Origin of the sequence: Lactobacillus acidophilus, assembly GCF_034298135.1 — a bacterium.
GTDB classification, from domain to species: Bacteria; Bacillota; Bacilli; order Lactobacillales; family Lactobacillaceae; genus Lactobacillus; species Lactobacillus acidophilus.
The window spans coordinates 1,892,979-1,914,767 of sequence record NZ_CP139575.1 but is presented as its reverse complement, the minus strand read 5'-3'; the positions used below and the strand labels follow the sequence as shown (position 1 = coordinate 1,914,767).

The 21,789-nt window shown below is 35.6% G+C and carries 21 protein-coding genes; 3 read left to right on the top strand and 18 right to left on the bottom strand.

Features of this window, described 5'->3' with window-relative positions:
* Positions 1–155: 155 nt before the first annotated feature.
* The 9 genes from SO785_RS09240 to glpK all read right to left on the bottom strand — a co-directional run bounded on the left by SO785_RS09240 (position 156) and on the right by glpK (position 10,914).
* Positions 156–1,877: a glycoside hydrolase family 13 protein gene (locus SO785_RS09240; RefSeq protein ID WP_003549626.1), complete on the bottom strand. Its 1,722-nt coding sequence runs from the start codon at positions 1,875–1,877 to the stop codon at positions 156–158.
* Positions 1,878–1,880: 3 nt separating this feature from the next.
* Positions 1,881–3,536: an alpha-glucosidase gene (locus SO785_RS09235; protein WP_011254601.1), complete on the bottom strand. Its 1,656-nt coding sequence runs from the start codon at positions 3,534–3,536 to the stop codon at positions 1,881–1,883.
* 111 nt (positions 3,537–3,647) lie between these two features.
* On the bottom strand, positions 3,648–4,823 hold the full coding sequence (locus SO785_RS09230) for an acetate/propionate family kinase (protein WP_011254602.1): 1,176 nt from the start codon (positions 4,821–4,823) through the stop codon (positions 3,648–3,650).
* Positions 4,824–4,963: 140 nt separating this feature from the next.
* On the bottom strand, positions 4,964–5,914 hold the full coding sequence (locus tag SO785_RS09225; protein ID WP_003549622.1) for a LacI family DNA-binding transcriptional regulator: 951 nt from the start codon (positions 5,912–5,914) through the stop codon (positions 4,964–4,966).
* Between the two features lie 8 nt (positions 5,915–5,922).
* A complete protein-coding gene (locus tag SO785_RS09220) occupies positions 5,923–6,696 on the bottom strand; it encodes a tyrosine-protein phosphatase (RefSeq protein ID WP_003549621.1) in 774 nt (257 codons plus the stop codon).
* 88 nt (positions 6,697–6,784) lie between these two features.
* A complete protein-coding gene (locus SO785_RS09215; protein WP_011254603.1) occupies positions 6,785–8,365 on the bottom strand; it encodes an ATP-binding cassette domain-containing protein in 1,581 nt (526 codons plus the stop codon).
* A 223-nt stretch (positions 8,366–8,588) separates the two neighbouring features.
* A complete protein-coding gene (locus tag SO785_RS09210) occupies positions 8,589–9,185 on the bottom strand; it encodes an Rgg family transcriptional regulator (RefSeq protein WP_075917345.1) in 597 nt (198 codons plus the stop codon).
* Complete coding sequence (locus SO785_RS09205; RefSeq protein ID WP_021721405.1) at positions 9,131–9,409, bottom strand: helix-turn-helix domain-containing protein; 279 nt, start codon at positions 9,407–9,409, stop codon at positions 9,131–9,133. Before SO785_RS09205 ends, SO785_RS09210 begins: the two co-directional genes overlap by 55 nt.
* A gap of 2 nt (positions 9,410–9,411) precedes the next feature.
* A complete protein-coding gene (glpK, locus tag SO785_RS09200) occupies positions 9,412–10,914 on the bottom strand; it encodes a glycerol kinase GlpK (RefSeq protein WP_003549614.1) in 1,503 nt (500 codons plus the stop codon).
* A gap of 130 nt (positions 10,915–11,044) precedes the next feature.
* Between glpK and thiD the strand changes: the two genes are divergently transcribed.
* A complete protein-coding gene (gene thiD / locus SO785_RS09195; RefSeq protein WP_003549612.1) occupies positions 11,045–11,863 on the top strand; it encodes a bifunctional hydroxymethylpyrimidine kinase/phosphomethylpyrimidine kinase in 819 nt (272 codons plus the stop codon).
* Positions 11,864–11,926: 63 nt separating this feature from the next.
* Here thiD and SO785_RS09190 read toward each other — a convergent pair whose 3' ends face one another.
* Positions 11,927–12,319 (bottom strand): YxeA family protein, encoded by a 393-nt coding sequence (locus SO785_RS09190; RefSeq protein WP_003549609.1) that lies wholly within the window; start codon positions 12,317–12,319, stop codon positions 11,927–11,929.
* A 160-nt stretch (positions 12,320–12,479) separates the two neighbouring features.
* Here SO785_RS09190 and SO785_RS09185 point away from each other — a divergent pair, with 160 nt between their 5' ends.
* Positions 12,480–13,373 carry an RNA-guided endonuclease TnpB family protein gene (locus SO785_RS09185; protein ID WP_011254604.1) on the top strand — a complete coding sequence of 298 codons (894 nt, stop codon included), beginning with the start codon at positions 12,480–12,482 and terminating at the stop codon, positions 13,371–13,373.
* Positions 13,374–13,657: 284 nt separating this feature from the next.
* Positions 13,658–14,344: a type 1 glutamine amidotransferase gene (locus tag SO785_RS09180; RefSeq protein WP_003549605.1), complete on the top strand. Its 687-nt coding sequence runs from the start codon at positions 13,658–13,660 to the stop codon at positions 14,342–14,344.
* Between the two features lie 59 nt (positions 14,345–14,403).
* Here the strand turns inward: SO785_RS09180 and SO785_RS09175 are convergent, their stop codons facing one another.
* The 8 genes from SO785_RS09175 to SO785_RS09140 form a co-directional block, all read right to left on the bottom strand.
* The gene (locus SO785_RS09175; protein WP_011254605.1) at positions 14,404–14,886 is read right to left on the bottom strand and encodes a C40 family peptidase; all 483 of its coding nucleotides are present in this window, start codon (positions 14,884–14,886) and stop codon (positions 14,404–14,406) included.
* Between the two features lie 165 nt (positions 14,887–15,051).
* On the bottom strand, positions 15,052–15,972 hold the full coding sequence (locus SO785_RS09170) for an EamA family transporter (protein ID WP_003549601.1): 921 nt from the start codon (positions 15,970–15,972) through the stop codon (positions 15,052–15,054).
* Positions 15,953–16,882: an EamA family transporter gene (locus SO785_RS09165; protein ID WP_003549600.1), complete on the bottom strand. Its 930-nt coding sequence runs from the start codon at positions 16,880–16,882 to the stop codon at positions 15,953–15,955. Before SO785_RS09165 ends, SO785_RS09170 begins: the two co-directional genes overlap by 20 nt.
* 78 nt (positions 16,883–16,960) lie before the next feature.
* The gene (locus SO785_RS09160) at positions 16,961–17,863 is read right to left on the bottom strand and encodes a DMT family transporter (RefSeq protein WP_003549598.1); all 903 of its coding nucleotides are present in this window, start codon (positions 17,861–17,863) and stop codon (positions 16,961–16,963) included.
* Positions 17,864–17,934: 71 nt separating this feature from the next.
* Positions 17,935–18,576 (bottom strand): hypothetical protein, encoded by a 642-nt coding sequence (locus SO785_RS09155; protein ID WP_003549596.1) that lies wholly within the window; start codon positions 18,574–18,576, stop codon positions 17,935–17,937.
* 115 nt (positions 18,577–18,691) lie between these two features.
* Positions 18,692–19,051, bottom strand: a complete 360-nt coding sequence (locus tag SO785_RS09150; RefSeq protein WP_011254606.1) for a hypothetical protein — start codon at positions 19,049–19,051, stop codon at positions 18,692–18,694.
* 71 nt (positions 19,052–19,122) lie between these two features.
* Entirely contained in the window at positions 19,123–20,418 is a 1,296-nt protein-coding gene (purB, locus tag SO785_RS09145) for an adenylosuccinate lyase (protein WP_011254607.1), read from the bottom strand.
* A 3-nt stretch (positions 20,419–20,421) separates the two neighbouring features.
* Complete coding sequence (locus SO785_RS09140; RefSeq protein WP_003549585.1) at positions 20,422–21,711, bottom strand: adenylosuccinate synthase; 1,290 nt, start codon at positions 21,709–21,711, stop codon at positions 20,422–20,424.
* Positions 21,712–21,789 lie beyond the last annotated feature (78 nt).

Below are 21,789 nucleotides of genomic sequence, written 5' to 3'. Positions count from 1 at the left end.
ATATTTGAAGTGCTTATTTGTTTACGCTTTCATTATCATGTAATTGAAAGCGGTTTACAACATCAAAAGCCATGTTACCGGTATCAGAATTAATTAATAAAAAAAGAAGGTAGAACTTAACCTACCTTCTTTTTCTTGCTTATTAAAAGTAACTTTTAATCAACCATGATTACAAAGCCTTTTGGAGCGAGTATTCCTTTTTCAAAATCTTGACTTAATTCAGCTTTACCATCAAGTTTTACATCATTTTTAGTTGTATTAAAGTAAGCATGAATACTTTCTTTGCCCTCTCTAATAACTTCAATTAGCCTATTTTCTGTTACGCTTAACTTGATTTTACCTTCACTGAGCGTTTTATCATGAGCTAAACGGAATTTAATTAGCTTATGAACCCTTTGCCATACAGGTCCATCTTCTTTTGACCAATCCATTGGCTTACGACAATCTGGATCATTATCTCCAGCCATCCCCATTTCAGTTCCGTAATAAATACATGGACTACCTTTTTGCATGAATTCAAAAGTTAATGCTTGAAGCGCCAAGTCTTGATCACCTTTTGCAACTGTCAAAATTCTGGCAGTATCATGTGAATCGAGCATATTCATCATTGCTTCATTAGTAGAATCACGATATTTCATAAGTTGATCAGTCAAGCGTGTAGTCATTTGATCAGCAGTTAACTTATGCTTGAAAAAGTGGTCTTCAATTTGCAAAGTATACGGATAGTTCATTACACCTGTAAATTCATCGCCATTAAGCCATGGACGAGCCGAATGCCAAACTTCACCTACAATGTAAAAGTCTGGCTTAATATCAGTGACTGCTTTATGGAACTTCTTCCAGAAGTGATGATCAACTTCATTTGCCACATCAAGACGCCATGCATCGATATCAAAATACTTCACCCAGTATGTAGCAATTTCTAACAAGAAATCTTGAACCTCAGGATTAGCAGTATTCAACTTTGGCATATGTTCTTCAAAGGCAAAAGTATCATATTGCGGATTCTTTTCGCCTTTTAATGGATTACGATATGGTTCAACTGGATACTCATTAATATGGAACCAATCTGCAAAACGTGACTTAGATCCATTTTGCACTACATCTTGCCATTGCATTGATTGATCACCTAAGTGATTAAATACGGCATCGAGCATAATCTTCATACCACGTGCATGTGCTTCGTTAACCACTTTAGCAAATAAATCTTTATCACCAAATTCCGGATCTACTTGTAAATAATCAATCGTGTCATATTTATGATTAGAGCTCGCTTTAAAAATTGGACAAAAGTATAAACCATTAACGCCTAGCTTTTGTAAATAATCTAAATGATCTAAGACACCTTGCAAATCACCGCCATAATAATCCTCTCTACCAGGATGATCAGTTGGATTCCATGGCTTAATATTCTTAGGATCGTTTGATTTATCCCCATTAGCATAACGTTCAGGGAATATCTGATACCAAACGGTATTCTTAACCCAGTCTGGTGTTTTGACCATATCAATTTCATGACAATATGGAATTTTAAAATATGATCCATCTTCATTGATTGCGTCTTTAATATCATCGCTAATCGCACGGTCACCATAAACTACACTTGTACCGTCCTTACCAATAACTTCAAAAGTGTACTTTAAACGATGATATGGTGCATCAAGTGTAATACCCCAATAGTCTTCAACTTGACCCTCACCGATCTTTTCCATTTCAGTAGTTTCTGCAAATTTTAATGGTAAATAATTATCACAGTAATGAACAATTACTTTTTCAACATCATTTTTTGCAGTGTGAAAACGAACACGAACATGTTTTGGATCAACTACAAAACTATCTTCACTTTCTGTTCTGTGTCTTAAAGCGGCTAATTGCATACATTAATTCTCCTTTTTCAAAACAACACCCGCGTAAGGCATTAAAGTTAATTTTCCATTAGTTAATTGATATTCCCCAGCCTTTAATAGTTCTTTAATATACTCTTCCGGAAGATCGATTGAAATCTTTTTATTACTTAACGAAACAGCTACAATCGCACTCTCATTGCCCAAATCACGTTGATAAACGTAACTGTCCTTACCAGTTGAGATCATATAGTAAGTTCCGTCTTGGAATAGTTTTTCTTTTTTCAGATTCAGCATATTTTTATAAAAAGTAAACATGCTGTTATCAGAGTTGACTTCATTTGCAACTGTTACATCATCTTGACTAATTCCATTGAGCCAAGGTTTAGCACTAGTAAAACCATTATTTTCTGTATCGTTCCATGGCATTGGACCACGAGCCGGTAATTTATGGGTATCGCTAACCATAGCAAATGCGGCATCTCTACTTATTCCAGCTTTTTGTGCCTCTTTTATCCATGGAGCAACAGTTTGATCTTCAAATTGATCAACACTAGTAAAGTGTAAATTCTTAAGCCCTAATTCTTCACCATAATAAATAATCGGAATACCGCGTTGCAGATACATCAACATTGCTAAGCTCTTTGCTTGAGTTGAAGTCTTCGCAATTCTAGTAGCAAGTCTTGCCATATCGTGATTATTCCAATAAAGCGTGGGTTGTGATATATCAGCTAACGTTTGTTGCCAAACCACCTGATTTTGTTTAAAAGCTGTTAAATCAAGCTCCTTAGGCTGATATTGTGCGGAATAACTCTTATCGATTTTGGAATCATCTTCTGTAAAATAACGAAATGTAATCACGCAATCCATTAAATGATTACGTTTATTCGTATAATCAACTGCTAAGTTAACGCTAGCACTAGCTGCTTCACCAAGTAAAAGTGCATCTGGATAATCTTCTTTAATTTGTTCACAAAATGGTCTCATCCATTCTTGCACTTGTGGCAAATTAGCAAAAAACGGCTCTGCAATAACCGGTTTATCATCCATAGCTGGATAATTTTGTCTTAAGTCTGCCTTACCAATATGAATAAATGCATCAAGTCTTAAGCCGTCTATTCCCTTCTTTAACCAAAATTCAGCTATTTCAAGCATAGCATGTCGAACTTCAGGGTTTTTCCAGTTAAGATCTGGCATCCGTTTATCAAATAAGTGAAAATATGACTGACCAGTACCTGCCGGATCAGGTTCCCAGACGCTTCCTCCAAAGAAAGATCCCCAATTATTAGGTTGTTTATTATCATGACCAGCAAAAATGTAGTAATCACGATATAAACTATCCGGATTCTTAATAGCATCTTGGAACCATGGATGTTGATCTGAAGTATGATTTAAGACAAAATCCATAATGATATGAATTCCAGCTTTATGCAGATCTTTAATTAAATTCTCCATATCTTCCATCGTTCCCATGTGAGAATCAATCGCAAAATAATTTGAGACATCATAACCGTTATCCACTTGTGGCGAAACAAAAACAGGATTAAGCCAAACTGCATTAACTCCTAAATTTTGTAAATAGGGAATTCTTTTACGAATACCATTAAGATCGCCAATACCATCGTCATTGCTATCTTGAAAAGACTTAGGATAAATTTGATAAATAATTGCATGATCGTACCAATGTGACATAATTTTTTCCTCCACGCATAGTTTAGCCGAATAAAGAAACCGTTTTCAACATATTGTTAGATGTTAGCGGTATCAAAAAACATCCCTTTCGGGATGCACTTTTAATTGATGTTAACGCGTCAAACGAACTACTTCACGAGCAATCATTAATTCTTCGTTAGTTGGCACAACCAAGGCCTTTACCTTGGAGTTAGGCATTGAAATAAACTTTTCGCCATCGGTTCTGTTAGCCTTGTAGTCAGGCTTTAATCCTAAATACCTCAACGATGACATCACTCCAGCACGAATTCCAGAATCATGTTCTCCAACTCCGGCTGTGAAGATAATCCCATCTACACCATCCATTTCAGCTGCATAAGCACCAACATACCGGACAACACGATTAATATAAATACGCCGAGCAAGTTCAGCACGTTTTTGTTTACTTTCAATAAGATCACGCATATCTGACGACACACCAGAAATACCGAGCAACCCTGACTCATGATTTAGCATATCGATTCCTTCATCAATCGACATACCAGTTTTATCCATTATGTATCTTAAAGCTGATGGATCAAAGTCGCCGCTGCGTGTACCCATTGTCACTCCAGTAAGCGGACTAAAGCCCATTGAAGTATCATATGATTTACCATTTTTTACAGCAGTTACTGACGAGCCTGATCCCAAATGGCAAACTATTAACTTGCTAATATTTAAATTTTTACCCATCATTTTAGCTGCACGAGGTGCAACATATTCGACTGAAATGCCATGAGCACCGTACTTACGAACTGCATAATCTTCATAGTACCTATATGGAATAGAATACAAATAATTAATCTCACTAAGACTTTGATGATACGATGTATCAAATACTGCGATTTGCGGAATATCTGGAATTATCTGCATAAAGGCTTCTATTCCAACTGTTTCGGGAATATTGTGCAAAGGTGCTAAATTACCTAATTTAATAAGCTGCTTTAAATTCGCTTGATTAATGACGACTGAATGTTTGAAAACCTCACCACCATTAACTACTCGGTGACCGACACCAGACAATTCTTTCAGATCTTTAACCACGTTAAATTTCTTTAAGCTTTCAATTAACAAACTAACTGCAGCTTCTTGATTAGGAATAGGCGTATTTTTGATGTATTCTTTACTATTAAGCTTTATTTTAAATACCGCATTAGCCATACCAACACGATCTGCCATACCCGATGCAACTACTTTTTCATTAGGAAAAGTAAACAACTTATATTTAAAGGATGAACTACCTGAATTAATTGCTAAAACTTTTTTCATAAGTATGACCTCTATTTCAAAATTCGATATCTGCCATAAATTCCCTTTTGTTTTAAAGTATAGCGCTTTCATTGCTGACATGGAACGTTTTTATTCAATAAAAAAATGCACAGCAACCTTGTAGTTACTGTACATCTTTTTTATCTTGTTGTTTCTCGTCTAATTAATTGTGGTTTAACCATTAATTCACCTTGAGGTGAGCCGGATTGGTCAATTTTTTGTAATAACATCTTAGCAAGCATCTTACCCATTTCAAAAATCGGCTGCTTTATAGTTGTCAATTTAGGATTAGACACCTGATCCAGAAATACGCCGTCAAAACCAATTACGCCAAAGTCTTCTGGAATTCTTGCTCTTTCATCTTGCAATTGTCTAACCACTCCGACGGCAATACGGTCACTTGCACAAATAAAACAAGTATCTTTTTTAAATTCTTTAAAATGCTCATGTATTACCTTTTGTGCTGCATGACTATGATTAGATACTCGATAAATCTGAGGGATTAATCGATGCTGTTGTAAAGTATTAATATATCCCGCTTCACGTGAATATTCAAATGGTTCTTTAATATCAATCCCAATAAAAATAATATGTTTGTATAATCTGTCCAATGCATATTGGGTCGCCATTTTTTCAGCTGTTTGATTATCCGTATCAACAAAATCATAACCGCGGTGATTTTCTCCAAATAAGACAAACGGCTTGTCTAGTTTATCAAACATATCATAATCTTCATTACGAGCGCCTGTAATCAAGTACCCATCTGCTCGTCCTTTTTCAATTCTAGTGGGATCAACTACTAATTGCAGCGCATATTGCTTGGCATTTAATCCACGAGCAAAACCAAAAAGCAGATTAGTATAATAAGGTTCTGTTGTATCAATATCTTCTAAAGTAACGAACTTTACTACATTAGATCGATTGTTAACTAAAGCTTGTGCAATAGAATTAGGGTGATAGTTCAACTTCTCCATAGCTTTTTCAACCATTGCACGTAATTCTGGCGTTACTTGTTCTGGATGATTAATCACCCGTGATACGGTCATTTTCGATACATTTGCTTCTTTAGCTACATCAGATAAAGTTGTCATATTTTCACCTATTCTAGATACATATTTCTAAAACGATCTAAATCCTTTTGACTAAAACCTAGTTCTTTTTTAAAGAAGGTATCAAAACTGCCCCAACCAGCACGAATAGTTTCGGTAATGCCACGAATTGCCGGACCTTCACCTTTAGTAATATTCATTTTAGAAACTACCTTGGCAATTTGATTATCATCAGGATATTGCTTAGCAACAGCGAAATTATATAATTCATTAGTTAATAAGTAATCACGCGAAATTGTGTCATCGTCAACGCCAAGTGCAGTTAAAATTAATGCAGAAGTCATTCCAGTTCTATCTTTGCCTGCACTGCAGTGGTAAACTAACGCGTCTTCTTCAGGCAATTCGATTAATTCCGCAAAAATTTTTGCAAATTCTTCTTGGCTATGCGAATTAAGTAAAACTTGTTGATAAATTTTACCTAAGAAATTATCTCCCATATCTGGAATGTGGTGGATAAATCTATATAACTTATTATCGCCTTTATTTTCTTTAGGATTTTCTGAATAAATATGTGCATCAACATAACGCACACCCGGCCAGCTTTTATCTGGCGAAGAATTTTGTTCATACTTTGAACGTAGATCAATATCAACGGCAATACGACGATCAGCTAATTTTTGTTTATCTTTATTGGACAAAGAACTAAGTGAATCTGAACGGTAGATTTTGTTCCATTTAACGTGTTGCCCTTTATCATTCTTGTAGCCGCCAATGTCTCTAAAATTAAGTGGCCCATCTAAAGCTAATATTCTTTCATGCTCCATCTTTGCCTGCCGCCTTTTCTTGTGAATTTATTAATTAGCACCTTCATTATAACAAAAAAAGAGTCGATTATAATCGGCTCTATTTTAGCTAACTTTTTGCTACTTGATGATCGCTTATCTTCCAAGACTCAAAACCATATTTTTTAATCAAATCAAAATTAATATGGTGCGCACTTTCGATAATCGTCTTAGGAGTATTGTACAGAATCTCTCTAATATCATCAGAATTCTTTTCATCAAGTGCTGCAGTGATTTCATCCAGCAGAATAATTGGACGATCACGTAATAATGCTCTGGCAATGACCAAGCGCTGTTTTTGGCCACCTGATAAATCTTCTTGTTCGGGGTGGATTACTCTATTTAATGGATCTTTGCCTAACTCATCAGCTAAACCTACTTCATTTAAAACTTTTAATAATTGTTGATCAGTAAATGATTCGCCTAAACACAAATTATCTTTAATCGTTCCTTGAAACAGCCAAGGTGTTTGAGCAATATAAACGGATTGTGCCGGGTTAGGATCTTCACCACCAATTTTTATCGTGCCACGTGTTGGTTTAAGCAGACCTGAAACCATATTAAGTAGCGTACTCTTACCTGATCCAGATGGACCTTGTAACAATACCTTTTTGCCATAAGCTAAATCAAAGTTCAAATTCTGATAAATTGGATGATCCTTGTAAGTTAAACTAACATTATCAAATTTAATATCCGGCTTTTCATTTTCTGTTTTAATATCTTTAAAAATATCATATTTAGCAACTTTAATTTTTCTAATCTCAGTAGTGCTGGCAACTTGTGCCCAATATTGCATTAATCCGCGGAAGTTCTGTACAACACTATTGGCTGATAAAGTTAACGAAAGAAGTGCACTAATGGTTACACCAAATTGATGGGTAGTAATGAAATAAAAACCAATTGCCCATGGTGCGATGATGGCTAAAACAGTGAAAAGCAAGTTAGCATATTGAATCCACCATTGGAGATTTTCCTGCTTTAACAAAGTATTTTCACTAGTTTCGACATCTTGACTAACTCTTTTGAAAAATGGCTTTTGGGCTTGATATTGTAAAATATCGCGTAAGCCCTTAAACCAATCACTAGCAGAGCGCATCATCTGGCTGTTTTCATTACTCCATTGCTCGCCTAGTTTTCCTAGCTCATTCTTTCCAAACAACATCGGGATCAAGCTTAGGCATGAGAAAGCAACGAAGATAATTCCCATTAGCAAATTTACTTGTAAAACATAAATCGTGGAAATAACTGCAGCCGTCCCAGTTGATAAGATGCCGGCAATTACAGCAAAATATTGATCATCGATCTTAGTTGCATCGTTACTAATATGATTAAGTCCGCTTGCGGCATCTTCTTTTAAGGCGAAGCTATTGATCAACATAGTTTTTTTCAACTTCACTCTGAGGCGTTTACGAGCCATATTAAGAAAGATGTTTTGTAAAACAATTGCAGTGTAAGTTGCGACAAAAATTATCGTACTTCTAATTAAAAATAGAATTAAATCCGTACCACTTTTACCAACTAAATTAGGGAATTGACCTAAGATTATACCGTTAATGACGCCTTCAAATCCTCCGGCAATTAAGGTGATAACAATGAGGATAAGCAGCCAGAATGGCAAGTTTTTAATGATCCATTTAAAGTTTATGTTCATAGTTTTTACTACTTTCGTTTAATGTAATAAAATTATATTTTTATTCATTCTTTAATAATACACTCATTTTTTGATTGTTAACAAAACTTTTTTATTAATTTCAAAATATTATATAAACTAGCTTTAATATAACTGCTTTCTCTTTATTACATCGCTTAAATTATAATATCTATTTTTCTATATTAAAAAAATGGAAGTGTCATATTAGACACTTCCGTTCTTATTATTCTCCTACATAATAGTTCATATCATTTTCAATAAAAAACTGTTTAATCCTCTCCGCTTTCTTTTTATCATTATCAAATTGAGCCGTATAATATTGTTCCATAATTTTAGCAAAGCAATTTTTAGGTTCGTGACTTAACTGTCTAAGTAAAGAAAGAGCTAATTTTATTTCTTTTTCATCTTTATCATGCTCATGATAAGCTAATCCCAAATAGTTTACAGCAATTGCAGATACCAATTCTTGCTGAACATCCAAAACATCTTTCATTGAATAATATTTACTAAAAATAGTATTAATAATAAATTTTAAGTCCTCTATATTAAAAAATGGCATAGCCATCGCCAATAGCCGTAACGAGTTTTCATTCCAGTCTTTTGTTTTAAATATTTGCTTTTTTATATCTGCTTTTTCTCTATCTGAGAGTTCATTCAAACTATGCGTTAAATATGCTTTTATTACAATTGCCTGTGTTTCTAAATTTAGAATTTCACCAGTTTGTGCTTCTTCTTTTAATTGCTTTTGTAATTCAGAAAGTTGCTCTAGATCTTTGTGATAATAAGCTCTATGTAATTTAGATAAATATACTCTAGAAATATATTTTTATCATTTATCTTCTGATTTGTCCCAATTTGGCTAAAAAACCGAGAAACATCAATATCATGTAGCCGCAAAATTTCTATTAAATCAATAGCTTTAATTTCATGTTGACCGCGTTCAACTTTAGAATAATAAGACTTGGTCAAAATGTTACCGGCCATCTCCGTTTGGGTTAATCCCAAATCTTTTCGTTCTTTTTTTAAAGCTTCACCAATTGTCATATTTACTCACCATGTGCAAAAACTCGTGTAGCCTTAATCGCACGTTGCCAGCCATCGTATAATTTCTTTCGTTCTAGGTCGCCCATCTTAGGTTCGAAAGCCTGACCAATGGTAAAGACGTGCTTCAATTCATCAATGTTCTTCCAGTATCCTACAGCAAGGCCAGCTAAAAATGCGGCACCCATACTAGTTGTTTCAAGCACCTTGGTACGTTCAATCTTTTTACCTAAAATATCTGCTTGGAATTGCATCAAATAGTTATTGTTACTTGCACCACCATCAACGCGAAGAGCTGGAATATCAATACCAGAGTCTTTTTGCATTGTATCAACTACGTCTCTCGTCTGATATGCAAGTGATTGAAGCGTTGCTTTAATCATATCTTTGTCAGTAGTTCCACGTGTAACACCAAAAATTGCACCACGTGCTTCCGCATCCCAATATGGCGCACCAAGTCCCGTAAATGCAGGTACAACATAGACTTCATTCTCTGAAGTTGATTCATATGCGGCCTTTTCAGAATCAGGAGCATTCTTGATTAGCTTCATTGAATCGCGCAGCCATTGAATCGCACTACCTGCTACGAATATTGAGCCTTCCAGCGCATAAGTAATCTTGCCATTTATGCCATAACCAATCGTAGTAAGCAAATTATTGTTAGAAGTTGTCGGCTTATCGCCTGTATTCATCACAATAAATGCACCTGTCCCATAAGTGTTTTTCACCATACCTGGCTTTAAAGCAAGTTGACCAAATAATGCAGCTTGTTGGTCACCTGCCATACCAGCGATTGACACTTCTCCACCAAAGAACATATATGATGCAGTTGTTCCATAAACCTCTGAATTTGAGCGAACTTCCGGCAACATTTTTTCTGGGATATTGAGCAAATTCAAAATTTCTTTATCCCACTTTAAGGTATGAATATTAAACAACATGGTTCTAGAAGCATTAGTATAATCCGTTACATGCTTTTGACCATCAGTTAATTTCCAAACAAGCCAGCTATCAATCGTACCAAATAATAATTTACCTTGTTCTGCTTTTTCTTGTGCACCTGGAACATGATCAAGAATCCAGCGAATTTTAGTTGCACTGAAATATGGATCAACAATCAAACCTGTTTTTTCTCTAATTAAGTTGCTGTAGCCATCTTTTTTCAGTTTTTCGGCTAAATCAGTTGTTTGACGTGACTGCCAGACAATTGCATGATAAATTGGTTTACCGGTATCTTTATCCCAAACCACAGCAGTTTCACGCTGGTTCGTAATGCCAATTGCTGCAATCTGGCCTGGCCAAATACCTGATTGAATAAAGGCATTAGCTATTGTAGTTTGCACGGCCATCCAAATTTCATTAGCATCATGTTCAACCCAGCCAGGTTCTGGAAAGTATTGGGTGATTTCTTTTTGAGCTGAGACAATTTCATTACCATTATGATCAAAAATAATTGCTCTAGTTGAAGTTGTTCCTTCATCAATTGATAAAATGTATTTTTCTTTCATAATTATTCTTCCTATCAAAAGCGCTTTCTTATTAGTTTACTTTTTTTAGGATGCAGATTCTAGCAGTTGCACAATTAATCGCGTTATAATTTTTATTGAATATTTTAAAGTAAGAGAGGCCTTCAAATTAATGACAGATCAAAATCAAAAAATTGCAGTAACTATTGCTGGTAATGACAGCGATGGTAGCGCGGGGATGCCTGCAGACTTACATTCATTTTTTGCACGTGGCGTTTACGGTATGGGGTTATTAACCGCTGCTGTTGCTGGTAATACAACTGGAATTTATGCAGCAGAAGTAATGCCCGTTGACTTTATTCAAAAACAATTCGATGTTTTAGCTGATGACTTTACAATTAATGCTGCTAAAACCGGTATGGTTGCCGATTCTAAGGTAATGAACGTTGTTGCCGATAATCTTGAAAAATATGACTTCGGTAAAATTGTTATCGATCCCGTAATCTCTACTAAACATGGCAACACTTTAATGGACGATGATTCCTATAATACTTTTATTAAACGTCTTGTGCCGCTTGCCGATATAATTACGCCTAACTTCTATGAACAAAAGAAATTAACTAACCTTGAATTAAACAATCTTAATGAGGTTAAAAAAGGCGCTAAAATGTTGCAAGATATGGGTGCTAAGAACGTTTTGATGAAAGGACGCCATGATGGTGATCAAACTGAAGTAACTGATCTTTTGCTTACCGAAGACGGCCAATTTCATACCTTTACCAAGTCATATTTTAAGACTGATCGTGTAAACGGAACTGGCGATACGTTATCCGCAGTTATTGCAGCAGAACTTGCTAAAGGTAATGATTTAATTGATAGTGTCAAGATTGCTAAAGACTTTACCTATGAGGCAATTTCACACCCAATTAATGTTGGTTCAAAGTTTGGCCCAATTAATCATTTGGCTGCGCAGAAAAATAATAATGAATAATATGAATGGAAATTTGCAAATTATATAAAATAAGAGATTAGGACTGCTCAAAATCCTAATCTCTTACTTTTTTATCTTTAAAAATTTACTTTCAGAAACATAATCAATTGTTTTAACGTATTGACCCTTATGATCGATCTTGATGTATTTTCTACTTGGATCATAGCCAGTTATTTCCTTTATCTTGTAACTACGATTTTTACCACTCTTAGGATCAATTATTTCCACATTTACATATTGTTGTGTTTTTTCAGGAACTTGAGCATAACTAACAGTTTCGCTAACAAAAGGATTTAGTCTATCTACAATCGCATCATGCTTTTTAACACAAGTTGCTGCTTCAGCAATATAAGGACTAACCCGATTGATCATCGGACTATTTACAGATACAAATAAAGTTATAATCACTACCAAAACAGATAATGCCCCAACTAATGCCACCTTTTTATTTTTCATAATATTCCTCCACTAATTTTAGTATTAATTATAGTTTACCAAAATCTAGTCGAAGAAAGCATGGGATTTTAATCTCGTGATGAATTCGATCCCTTTAAAAAACTAGTGTTCTGTTTTTCCTTTTGGTATAATTTTCATTAAAAAAAGAGGGGGAACAAATGTGCTGAAAGGAATCAAGCTGCGCTTATATCCTAACCAAACTCAACAGGATCAGCTTTGGCAAATGTTTGGCAATGACCGCTTTGTCTGGAACAAAATGCTGGTCATGATGAATGAACGCTATCAAAACAATAAGGAATTGCCTTTCTTATCTAAGTTTAAATTGAATTATTTGCTTAAACCGTTAAAGAAAGAATATCCTTTTCTAAAAAACAGCGACTCTTCCAGTCTGCAGGTTGAAGCTAAACCGGCAGAGCAATTCAGGCAAACTGGCAAACAGATTGGAATCGATGTTGGAGTGGCTGATCTGGCTACTCTGTCCAATGGACTTAAATATCTTTCTTTTGATGGTTCTTATTATGAAAAGAAAACTGTTAATTGGCAAAAGAAGTATTCACGTAGAAGGTATTTGGCTCAGATGCTTTGTCTGCAGGATAAACAGCGCAAGACACTCTCTCCTAGAAGTCTGGACAGCTTTTCAAACTGGAAAAAAGCTCAAAGGACTAAAGCAGTCTGTCAAGCTAAAGTAGCTGCTCAGCGTAAAGATTATCTTCACAAGCTGACAACACACCTAGTTAAACAATATGATGTAATTGTGATTGAAGATTTGAAAGTCAAGAATCTTCAAAAAAATCATCATTTAGCTAAATCAATCGCTAATGCGTCCTGGAGCATGTTTAGGCAAATGATGGAGTATAAGTGTCAATGGTACGACAAGAAGTTAATTGCTGTTGATCCAAAGAATACTTCAAGGATTTGTTCTAAATGCGGCTATAACAGCGGAGAAAAGCCACTGGATATTCGTGAGTGGAGTTGCCCTAACTGTCAAACACATCACGATAGAGATATTAATGCGGCAGTTAATATCTTAAATAAAGCAAAACCTGCGTTGTAGAGTTTCAGTTCGTACAACACACAGGGCATTGAAGAGCTAAATGGTCAGGAACTGGCCATGGTAAATAACTGAGTTCCGTGAGTTAGGTATGGTAACAGTACCAGTAAGATCCTAAACACTACTTAGTGTTCCCAGAACCCCGGTACTTTAGTGCCGGTGTAGTTCATATTCTTAATTAATTAAAGATAGTGGAGTACATGATTTTGAGATCTTTTATCGCAAAATCTTTTCGTTTTAGGTTATACTAAGGACAATGAATTTCTAGTAAATTAAGGGACGATAAAATGAGTGATAAATTAATCAAAATTGCATATCTTTACGAAGATTTGATGAACACCTACGGCGATTCTGGCGATGTTAAAATCCTTAGTTTCTTACTTAAACGTGAAGGATACGACACACAAGTGGATAACATTTCACTTGGTGATGAATTTAACGCTTTTGACTACGACTTCGTATTCTTTGGTGGTGGCCAAGACTTTGAACAAACTGTTGTTGCTAAAGATTTACCAAGACATAAAGAAACACTTGAAAAATATATTAATGATGACAAACCTATGCTCTGCATTTGTGGTGGTTACCAACTTATGGGCAGTTACTACAAGACAAATTCTGGCGTAACTATCCCAGGACTCGATATTTTGCCATTACATACCGTCTTCAAGTCCGACAAGAGAATGATCGGTGATACACGTTACATGACCGAATGGGGCGAAGTTAAGGCATTTGAAAACCACTCCGGTCAAACTTATTTCGACGATACAGACAAGTTGCATCCCCTTGGCAACATGATTGAAGGTTACGGTAACAACCCACAAGACCACGTTGAAGGCTTGCGTTACCGTAATTTTATCGGATCATACTCACATGGTCCACTTCTAAAAAATACTAACGTAGCTAATGCAATCATGAAAATGATTATCGCTTGGCACAATGAAAGAACGAATAAACCTGCTACAGTAACCGAATAAAGCAAAAAGAACAACCGGATGATTTCCGATTGTTCTTTTCTTTTGGCTTATTTTTCAATTTAATTTAATACACGCTTAGCAGCTGATGGATAGAAGTATACGCTCAATGCTTGCTTTCTTACACCCTGACTAGGCGTTGCAGCGTGAACATATTGCCCATCGCCAACATAGATACCCACGTGGTAAGGAGCTGAGGTTGAGCCCCAGAATAATAGGTCACCCTTTTTAAGATGATTCATAGAAACACGCTTACCTTTAGTTACTTGTCCATAAGTAGTTCTAGGTAATGACTTATTAGCAGCGGCCTTATAAACGTATTGAGCTAAGCCTGAACAGTCAAAAGCAGAGGGACCAGTCGCACCATATACATAACGCTTACCCACTTGCTTTTTAGCGAGTCCAGCAACGGCATTACGCTTTTCAGCTTTACTTTGAGCTGCTTGAGCAGTTTGAGTAAGAGCAGGTACATTAATAAATGAAATTCCTGTAAAGAATAATGATAATACTGTTGCAAGCTTAACTAAACTACGTTTAAAATTCAATTTATTTGTCTCCTTATTATTTCTTGTAAGTCAAATGATGTGTTTCATCACTCAACGATTTAAATAATACATAAGAAATGTTACAGCAATGTTTTAAAATCACTACTATACAATTAAGCAATGTGACAAATAATATTGTATTTTGTAATTTTGATAAGATCTGACTTATGCCTCATCATGTTCTTGACGAATTCTTTTTGGTACAAAATTTAAGGCCATTGCGGCTAAAACCACTAGAATTGAACCTACCCAATCCATTGGCATCATTACTAGTCCAAAGCATATAACTGATCCCACTGTTGCAGAAAATGGCTCAAATGCATCAAGCAAACTAGCTGTTGATGGCACAACATAACGTAAAGCATTGGCCATAATTTGAAATGGAATAATTGTTCCAATAACAATGACCGCACCTGTATAAAACCAAACAGCTGGTTTATTAGGAATAGCTTGAAATTGCGGATGAATAATCACTAAACTAATCCCCGCAAATAACATCCCCCAGCCTGTTACCACCATACTAGAAACTCGTTTAACAATATTAACGGGAATTAATGTATAAGTGGCTTCTCCCACAGCTGAAAGAAGTCCCCAAAAAAGTGCAACTGGTGTAATAGCTAAATGATTAAATTGTCCATGTGTTGAAAGCAGGAACACCCCAATAAAAGCGCAAATAGCTGCCAATATATCCAATCTACGCATAACTTGCTTATGGGTTAAAGCTAAATAACCTAATACAAAAAATGGACCGATAAATTGTAAAATTGTAGCTATTGACGCATTGGCCACCTGAATACACATGAAATAGAATAATTGCACAGGTAATAAGCCAAATATTCCGTACGCTAAAATAACCCAGGCATCATGTCTATTTTTTAATGTAGCTACCGGTTTTTGCTTTAAAATAGCTGCCAATATCAATAAAACTATTCCAGAAACTATCAAGCGAATTTGCGTTAACCACATTGGCGTAATTTTAGAACTAATGTTAAAAAGTCCTTTAGCAAAAAGACCTGATATTCCCCACATAACAGCAGCCATTGCGGCTAAAAATGTCCATAGTCTTCTAGTCTTGGCTTTTTCCATCTAATTTACCTTTCTTTTTCTTAGGTGAAATATTCAAAGCCATTGCAGCTAAAACAACCAAGATTGAACCAATCCAATCCATTGGTGTCATTACTAAACCAAAGCAAAGCACTGACCCAAGGGTCGCAGAAAATGGTTCGAAGGCATCGAGCAAGCTGGCCGTTGAAGCTTTAATAAATCTAAGTGAATTGGTCATTAATTGAAATGGAATTAATGTTCCAATTACAATCACTGCCAACACATCAAGCCAAACATGTGGTGTATTTGGAATATGCGGCATTTGTGGATGCACAATCATTAAACAAATACCCGCAGATAATAATCCCCAGCCTGTTACGACTAAACTTGAAACACGTTTTAAAACCCCAATTGGAATTAAAGTGTTGGTTGCCACACCTACAGCTGAAAGAAGTCCCCAGAATAAGACACTTGGCGTAATTGCCAAATGATTAAAACGGCCGTGAGTTGCTAGAAGAACCACTCCAATAAATGCAAAAATCGCAGCAATCACATCGATACGGCGCATTACCTGCTTATGAGTAAATGCAAGATAGCCCATTACAAAAAATGGACCCACAAATTGTAAAATTGTTGCAATTGATGCATTAGCCTGTTGAACAACAATAAAATAGAATAATTGCACGGGTAATAAGCCAAAAATACCATAAGCAATAATTACCCAAGCATCATGCTTATTTTTCATTGTAGCAATTGGCTTTTGTTTCAAAATTCCAGCTACAATTAATAAAATAATACCCGAAGTTACCATTCTAATTTGTGATAACCACATTGGTGTAATATCTGAACTAATATTAAACAAACTTTTGGCAAATAAACCTGATATTCCCCACATGACACAAGCTAATGCAGCCAAAAATGCCCAAAGACGACGTTGTTTTTGTGTAACCATATTTCCTAATCCCCACTTTTTAAATAGCAACTCTTATCATAACAAAAACGAACTAGCGTTAACTAGTCCGTTAATTTTTTATTCATTTTTGACCATGTCTTTAGTAGGTACTAATTGCATGAAAGTTGCTACAATGATTAAAAAGCCACCAAACATATCCATTGGACCAAAGTCCGCATGAAGCAAAGTAACTGATAAGATTGTAGCAATTAATGGCTCAAATGCTCCAAGCATCCCTACAGTACTTGGATCAATATATTGAACACTAGATAAATACATTGTATAAGCAAGCAACGTACCACCAATAATGATATAAACAATCACTGAAATATCAACCGGTGTAAGTTTAGGCATTGGCTGAGTGAAATAATTTGGTAAAAAAGCAATACCAGCCATCAACATAGCTGTACCCACCACCGGAATAGTACCATATTTTTTAAATAAGCTTCCTGGCATTACTGTGTTAATCGCTTCTGATATTGCAGCGATTAATCCCCACAAACATGCCATCGGTGATAAAGCCAATTGGTCAAAGCGACCACCAGTTGCTAAAATAAATGTCCCACCTACAGCTACAAAGATCGAAATCAGATCTATTCGCCGCGGCAACATTTTACTTCTAATTGAAGAGTAAATAATGATGAAAACCGGTGCTAAAAACTGAATTACTGTAGCCGTTGGTGCATTACTATACTTAACAGCCACAAAGTATGAAAGCTGAGAGCTTCCCATTCCCAAAAAAGCAAACAAGATAAGCATAATCACTGCCTTTTTATCATGGAACATTGCTTTCACTTTATCCCAATACTTATAACAAGCATAAAGCATGAGTAATATACCTGAAAAAATGAGCCGTAATCCAACTAACCATGATGTATCTACATTAGTATTCGAAAATAAAAACTCTACCGCTGTACCTGATGCTCCCCAAAAACATGCACCAACTACAGCCAAAGTAATTCCGCGATAGCGCTGATTCACATTGTCACATCCCTTAAGCTTAATGTGAGTAATTTTAACATAGCCATTAAGGGGACTTCAATGTATAGATATCAAAGCTTAGATTGAAATGCCAAAATAAATGCTGCAATAGAACCGACAATGCCGATAAGTGCTTGTACTAACATATCACTGCGAGTGAAAGCAATGATTAAAAGCACTACAACAGAAATTACGCTAGAAATTTTTATTTGCTTTTTTGCCGCAAATAAGACGGAAATCGCAACTATGCATAAAATAATAATAGGAAAGAAATCCTCATAAAGCGCAATATTTTCAACTAAACTACTGGATTGTAATTTAGTTGGACTTTGAAAAATATCATTCGTCAATTTAAAACAAAAATTAATTGCCACACCAAGTATGACTCCAAAAACTGCTGTTTCAAATAAACGAACAAAAAATAATCTATTAATTCTAATGCTAGTGATCGTTTCCCATAATGTATCACGCTTTTTTAATTTTACGGCTGTATCATCTTTGGCAAAAATCCAACCAATTACTAAGTAAGCAGAAATTGCTATCCCTTGAAAAACAACTAAATGCATAAAAATAGCAAAGTTATAAATCAATGCCATCAACAAGATAAAAACATAAATAAATTCTCCAATTAAAATCTGCTTTCTGTATTTACGCATTCGCATCCAATGTGCCAACTCTTTTTGATTCATATGATCATCAATATTCCCATTCATACTTTCCACCCTCTTTTAATATAGTTTTAATAAAATTATATTACCTTTTCCCCAACTGTCCATACTAAAAAAATAAAAAACAGGACTTTTCTGTCCTGCCATAATTCGATTTTTTCTAATTTTCTTTTCTAAAAAATGGACTTAGTAAAGCAACAATTAAACCGTAAATAAAATACCACCGATATATATCAGCTAAATCTTGGTTTTGCACCCACAAAATTATTGCAATTACCGCCAAAAGTACGCCTAAAAAAATTGTTGAGCCTAAATTTTTATCAGTGAAAAAGCTAACCCCTGCACCTAAAGAAATTAAGGCAATTATACTAAATAACACAACAATAACCGGTCCCTTAGTTTGCACATCCATATCAAGCAAAGGAACATCAGTGAATAATTGCCAAACAAGAAAACCTGCCAAGGTAATGCCAGCAATTAAAACGACTAATCTAATAATAAAAGAAATAAATTTTTTCATAGTTTTCCCTTCTAAATATGTTTTATTGTACCAAAAAAGCGCTTGGATTTTTCCAAAACGCTTTTTGATTATTAGTCTAAACCACATTTCTTAAAAATATCATCTACATGACGTAAGTGATAATGGTAATCAAATGCATCATCGATATCTTCTTTTGAAAGATAATCCATAATTTCACTGTTTTCTACCAATGGTCTAAATTGTTTTTGTTCATTCCAAGATTTAGCAGTCAATTTTTGAACCATATCATAAGCTTTCTCACGAGAAAGACCTGCTTCATCAATCAATTTAAGAAGCACACGTTGTGAATAGATCAAACCATAAGTACGGTCCATATTCTTAAGCATAGTTTCTGGGAAAACATCCAAATTAGCCAAGATACGGTTAAAACGGTTAAGCATGTAGTCGATTGCAATTGTAGTATCCGGTAAAATTACACGTTCTGCACTTGAGTGTGAAATATCACGCTCATGCCAAAGAGCAACATCTTCATACGCAGTTACAACATGACCACGTATTACCCGGGCCATACCGCATAAGTTTTCTGAACCGATTGGATTTCTCTTATGAGGCATCGCAGAAGACCCCTTTTGACCTGCACGGAAATGCTCTTCAACTTCATGAATTTCACTTCTTTGAAGGCCACGAATTTCTGTTGCCCAGTTTTCAATACTAGTTGCAATAAGTGCTAGCATAGCGATGTATTCTGCATGTAAATCACGCGGCAAAACTTGACTAGTAATTGGTTGTTGAGTCAAACCAAGTTGTTTCATCACACTAGTTTCAATCTCAGGTGGAACATTAGCAAAAGTACCAACAGCACCAGAAATTTTACCAGATTCTACACCCTTTGCGGCGTATTCGAAGCGTTCAATATCACGGTTAATTTCTGCATACCAGCGAGCAAGCTTTAAGCCAAAAGTAGTAGGCTCAGCTTGCACACCATGAGTACGACCCATTTCCACAGTATACTTGTACTTCTTAGCCTTTTCAGCAATAGTCTTCTTTAATTCGTGTAAGTCTTTTCTGATAATTTCATCAGCTTGCTTTAAAAGAAAACCTTGTGCTGTATCAACAACATCAGTTGAAGTAAGGCCGAAGTGTACCCATTTCTTTTCAGCACCAAGACTTTCAGAAACAGTACGAGTAAATGCTACAACATCGTGATGGGTTACTTGTTCGAGTTCTGCAACACGTTCTGCAGTAAATGAAGCGTTCTTAGCAATCTTTTCTGCATCCTCTTCAGGTACTTCACCAAGTTCAGCCCATGCCTTAGTTGCAGCAATTTCTACTTCAAGCCATGCTGCATATCTATTTTCATCAGTCCAAATTTTTCCCATTTCGGGACGAGTATAACGTTCAAGCATAAATTACATTTCCCATGGATTCTTCAATACGATAGTTTGTTCACGGTCAGGTCCAACTGAAACAGTCACTAGTGGAACACCCACTAATTCAGAAATACGGTTCAAGAATTTCTTAGCATTTTCTGGAAGTTCATCCCAAGTCTTAACTTGAGTAATATCTTCTTCCCATGCTGGAAGTTCTTCATAAACTGGCTTACAACGGTAAAGTTCCTTTAAACTTGCTGGATAGTAATCAATCTTTTCACCATCAAGTTCATAAGCAGTACAAATCTTAATCTTGTCAAAACCTGAAAATACATCAAGCAAGTTTAAGCTAAGGCCATTGATACCAGCAACACGCTTTGAGTGACGAAGAGCAACGGAGTCAAACCAACCCACACGGCGTGGTCGACCAGTAACAGTACCATATTCATGAGCAATTTCACGAATACGATCACCAGTCTCATCAAGAAGTTCTGTTGGGAATGGACCTGCGCCTACTCTAGTAGTGTAAGCTTTGCAGACACCAATTACAGTATCCAAACGGTTGGCACCAATACCGATACCTGAAGCAATACCACCTGAAATAGTGTTTGAAGAAGTTACAAATGGGTAAGTACCTTCATCAATATCAAGCATGATACCTTGTGCCCCTTCAAATAAAACCTTCTTATTTTGGTCAAGCGCGTCATTTACTAAAACTGAAGTGTCAGTAACGTATTTCTTCATTCTTTGACCATATTCATAGTACTTGTCAAAAATATCTTCAAATTTAAGAGCTGGTTTACCATAAACCTTAGTAAATAATTCGTTCTTAATTTCAAGATTAGTACGAAGCTTTTCTTCAAAAGTATCTTTTTCGAGTAAATCACAAACGCGAATACCTATTCTTGAAGCTTTATCCATGTAAGTTGGACCAATACCATTCTTAGTAGTACCAATCTTATTTTTACCCTTAGCTTCTTCTTGGTATTCATCTTGCTTAATGTCGTAAGGCATAATAATGTGAGCACGGTTAGAAATTCTCAAGCCACTAGTATCAATACCGTTCTTTTCAAGATTTTCAAGTTCACTAAACATAACTTCTGGGTTAATTACAACACCATTACCAATAACTGTGTTATCCTTAGCTGCAAAAATTCCTGAAGGAATTAAACGCATCTTGAAAGTCTTGCCATCAATATCAATGGTGTGACCTGCGTTATTACCACCGTTTGAGCGAACTGCCATTGCGGCATCTTTACTTAAAAAGTCAGTAATCTTTCCTTTACCTTCATCGCCCCATTGGCTCCCTACAACTGCAACTGCTGTCATTTGAAATTCACCTCATAAAAAATCTCTATAAATATTACGTATGATAGTCTAGCAATTTGTTAATTATTAGTCAATGCA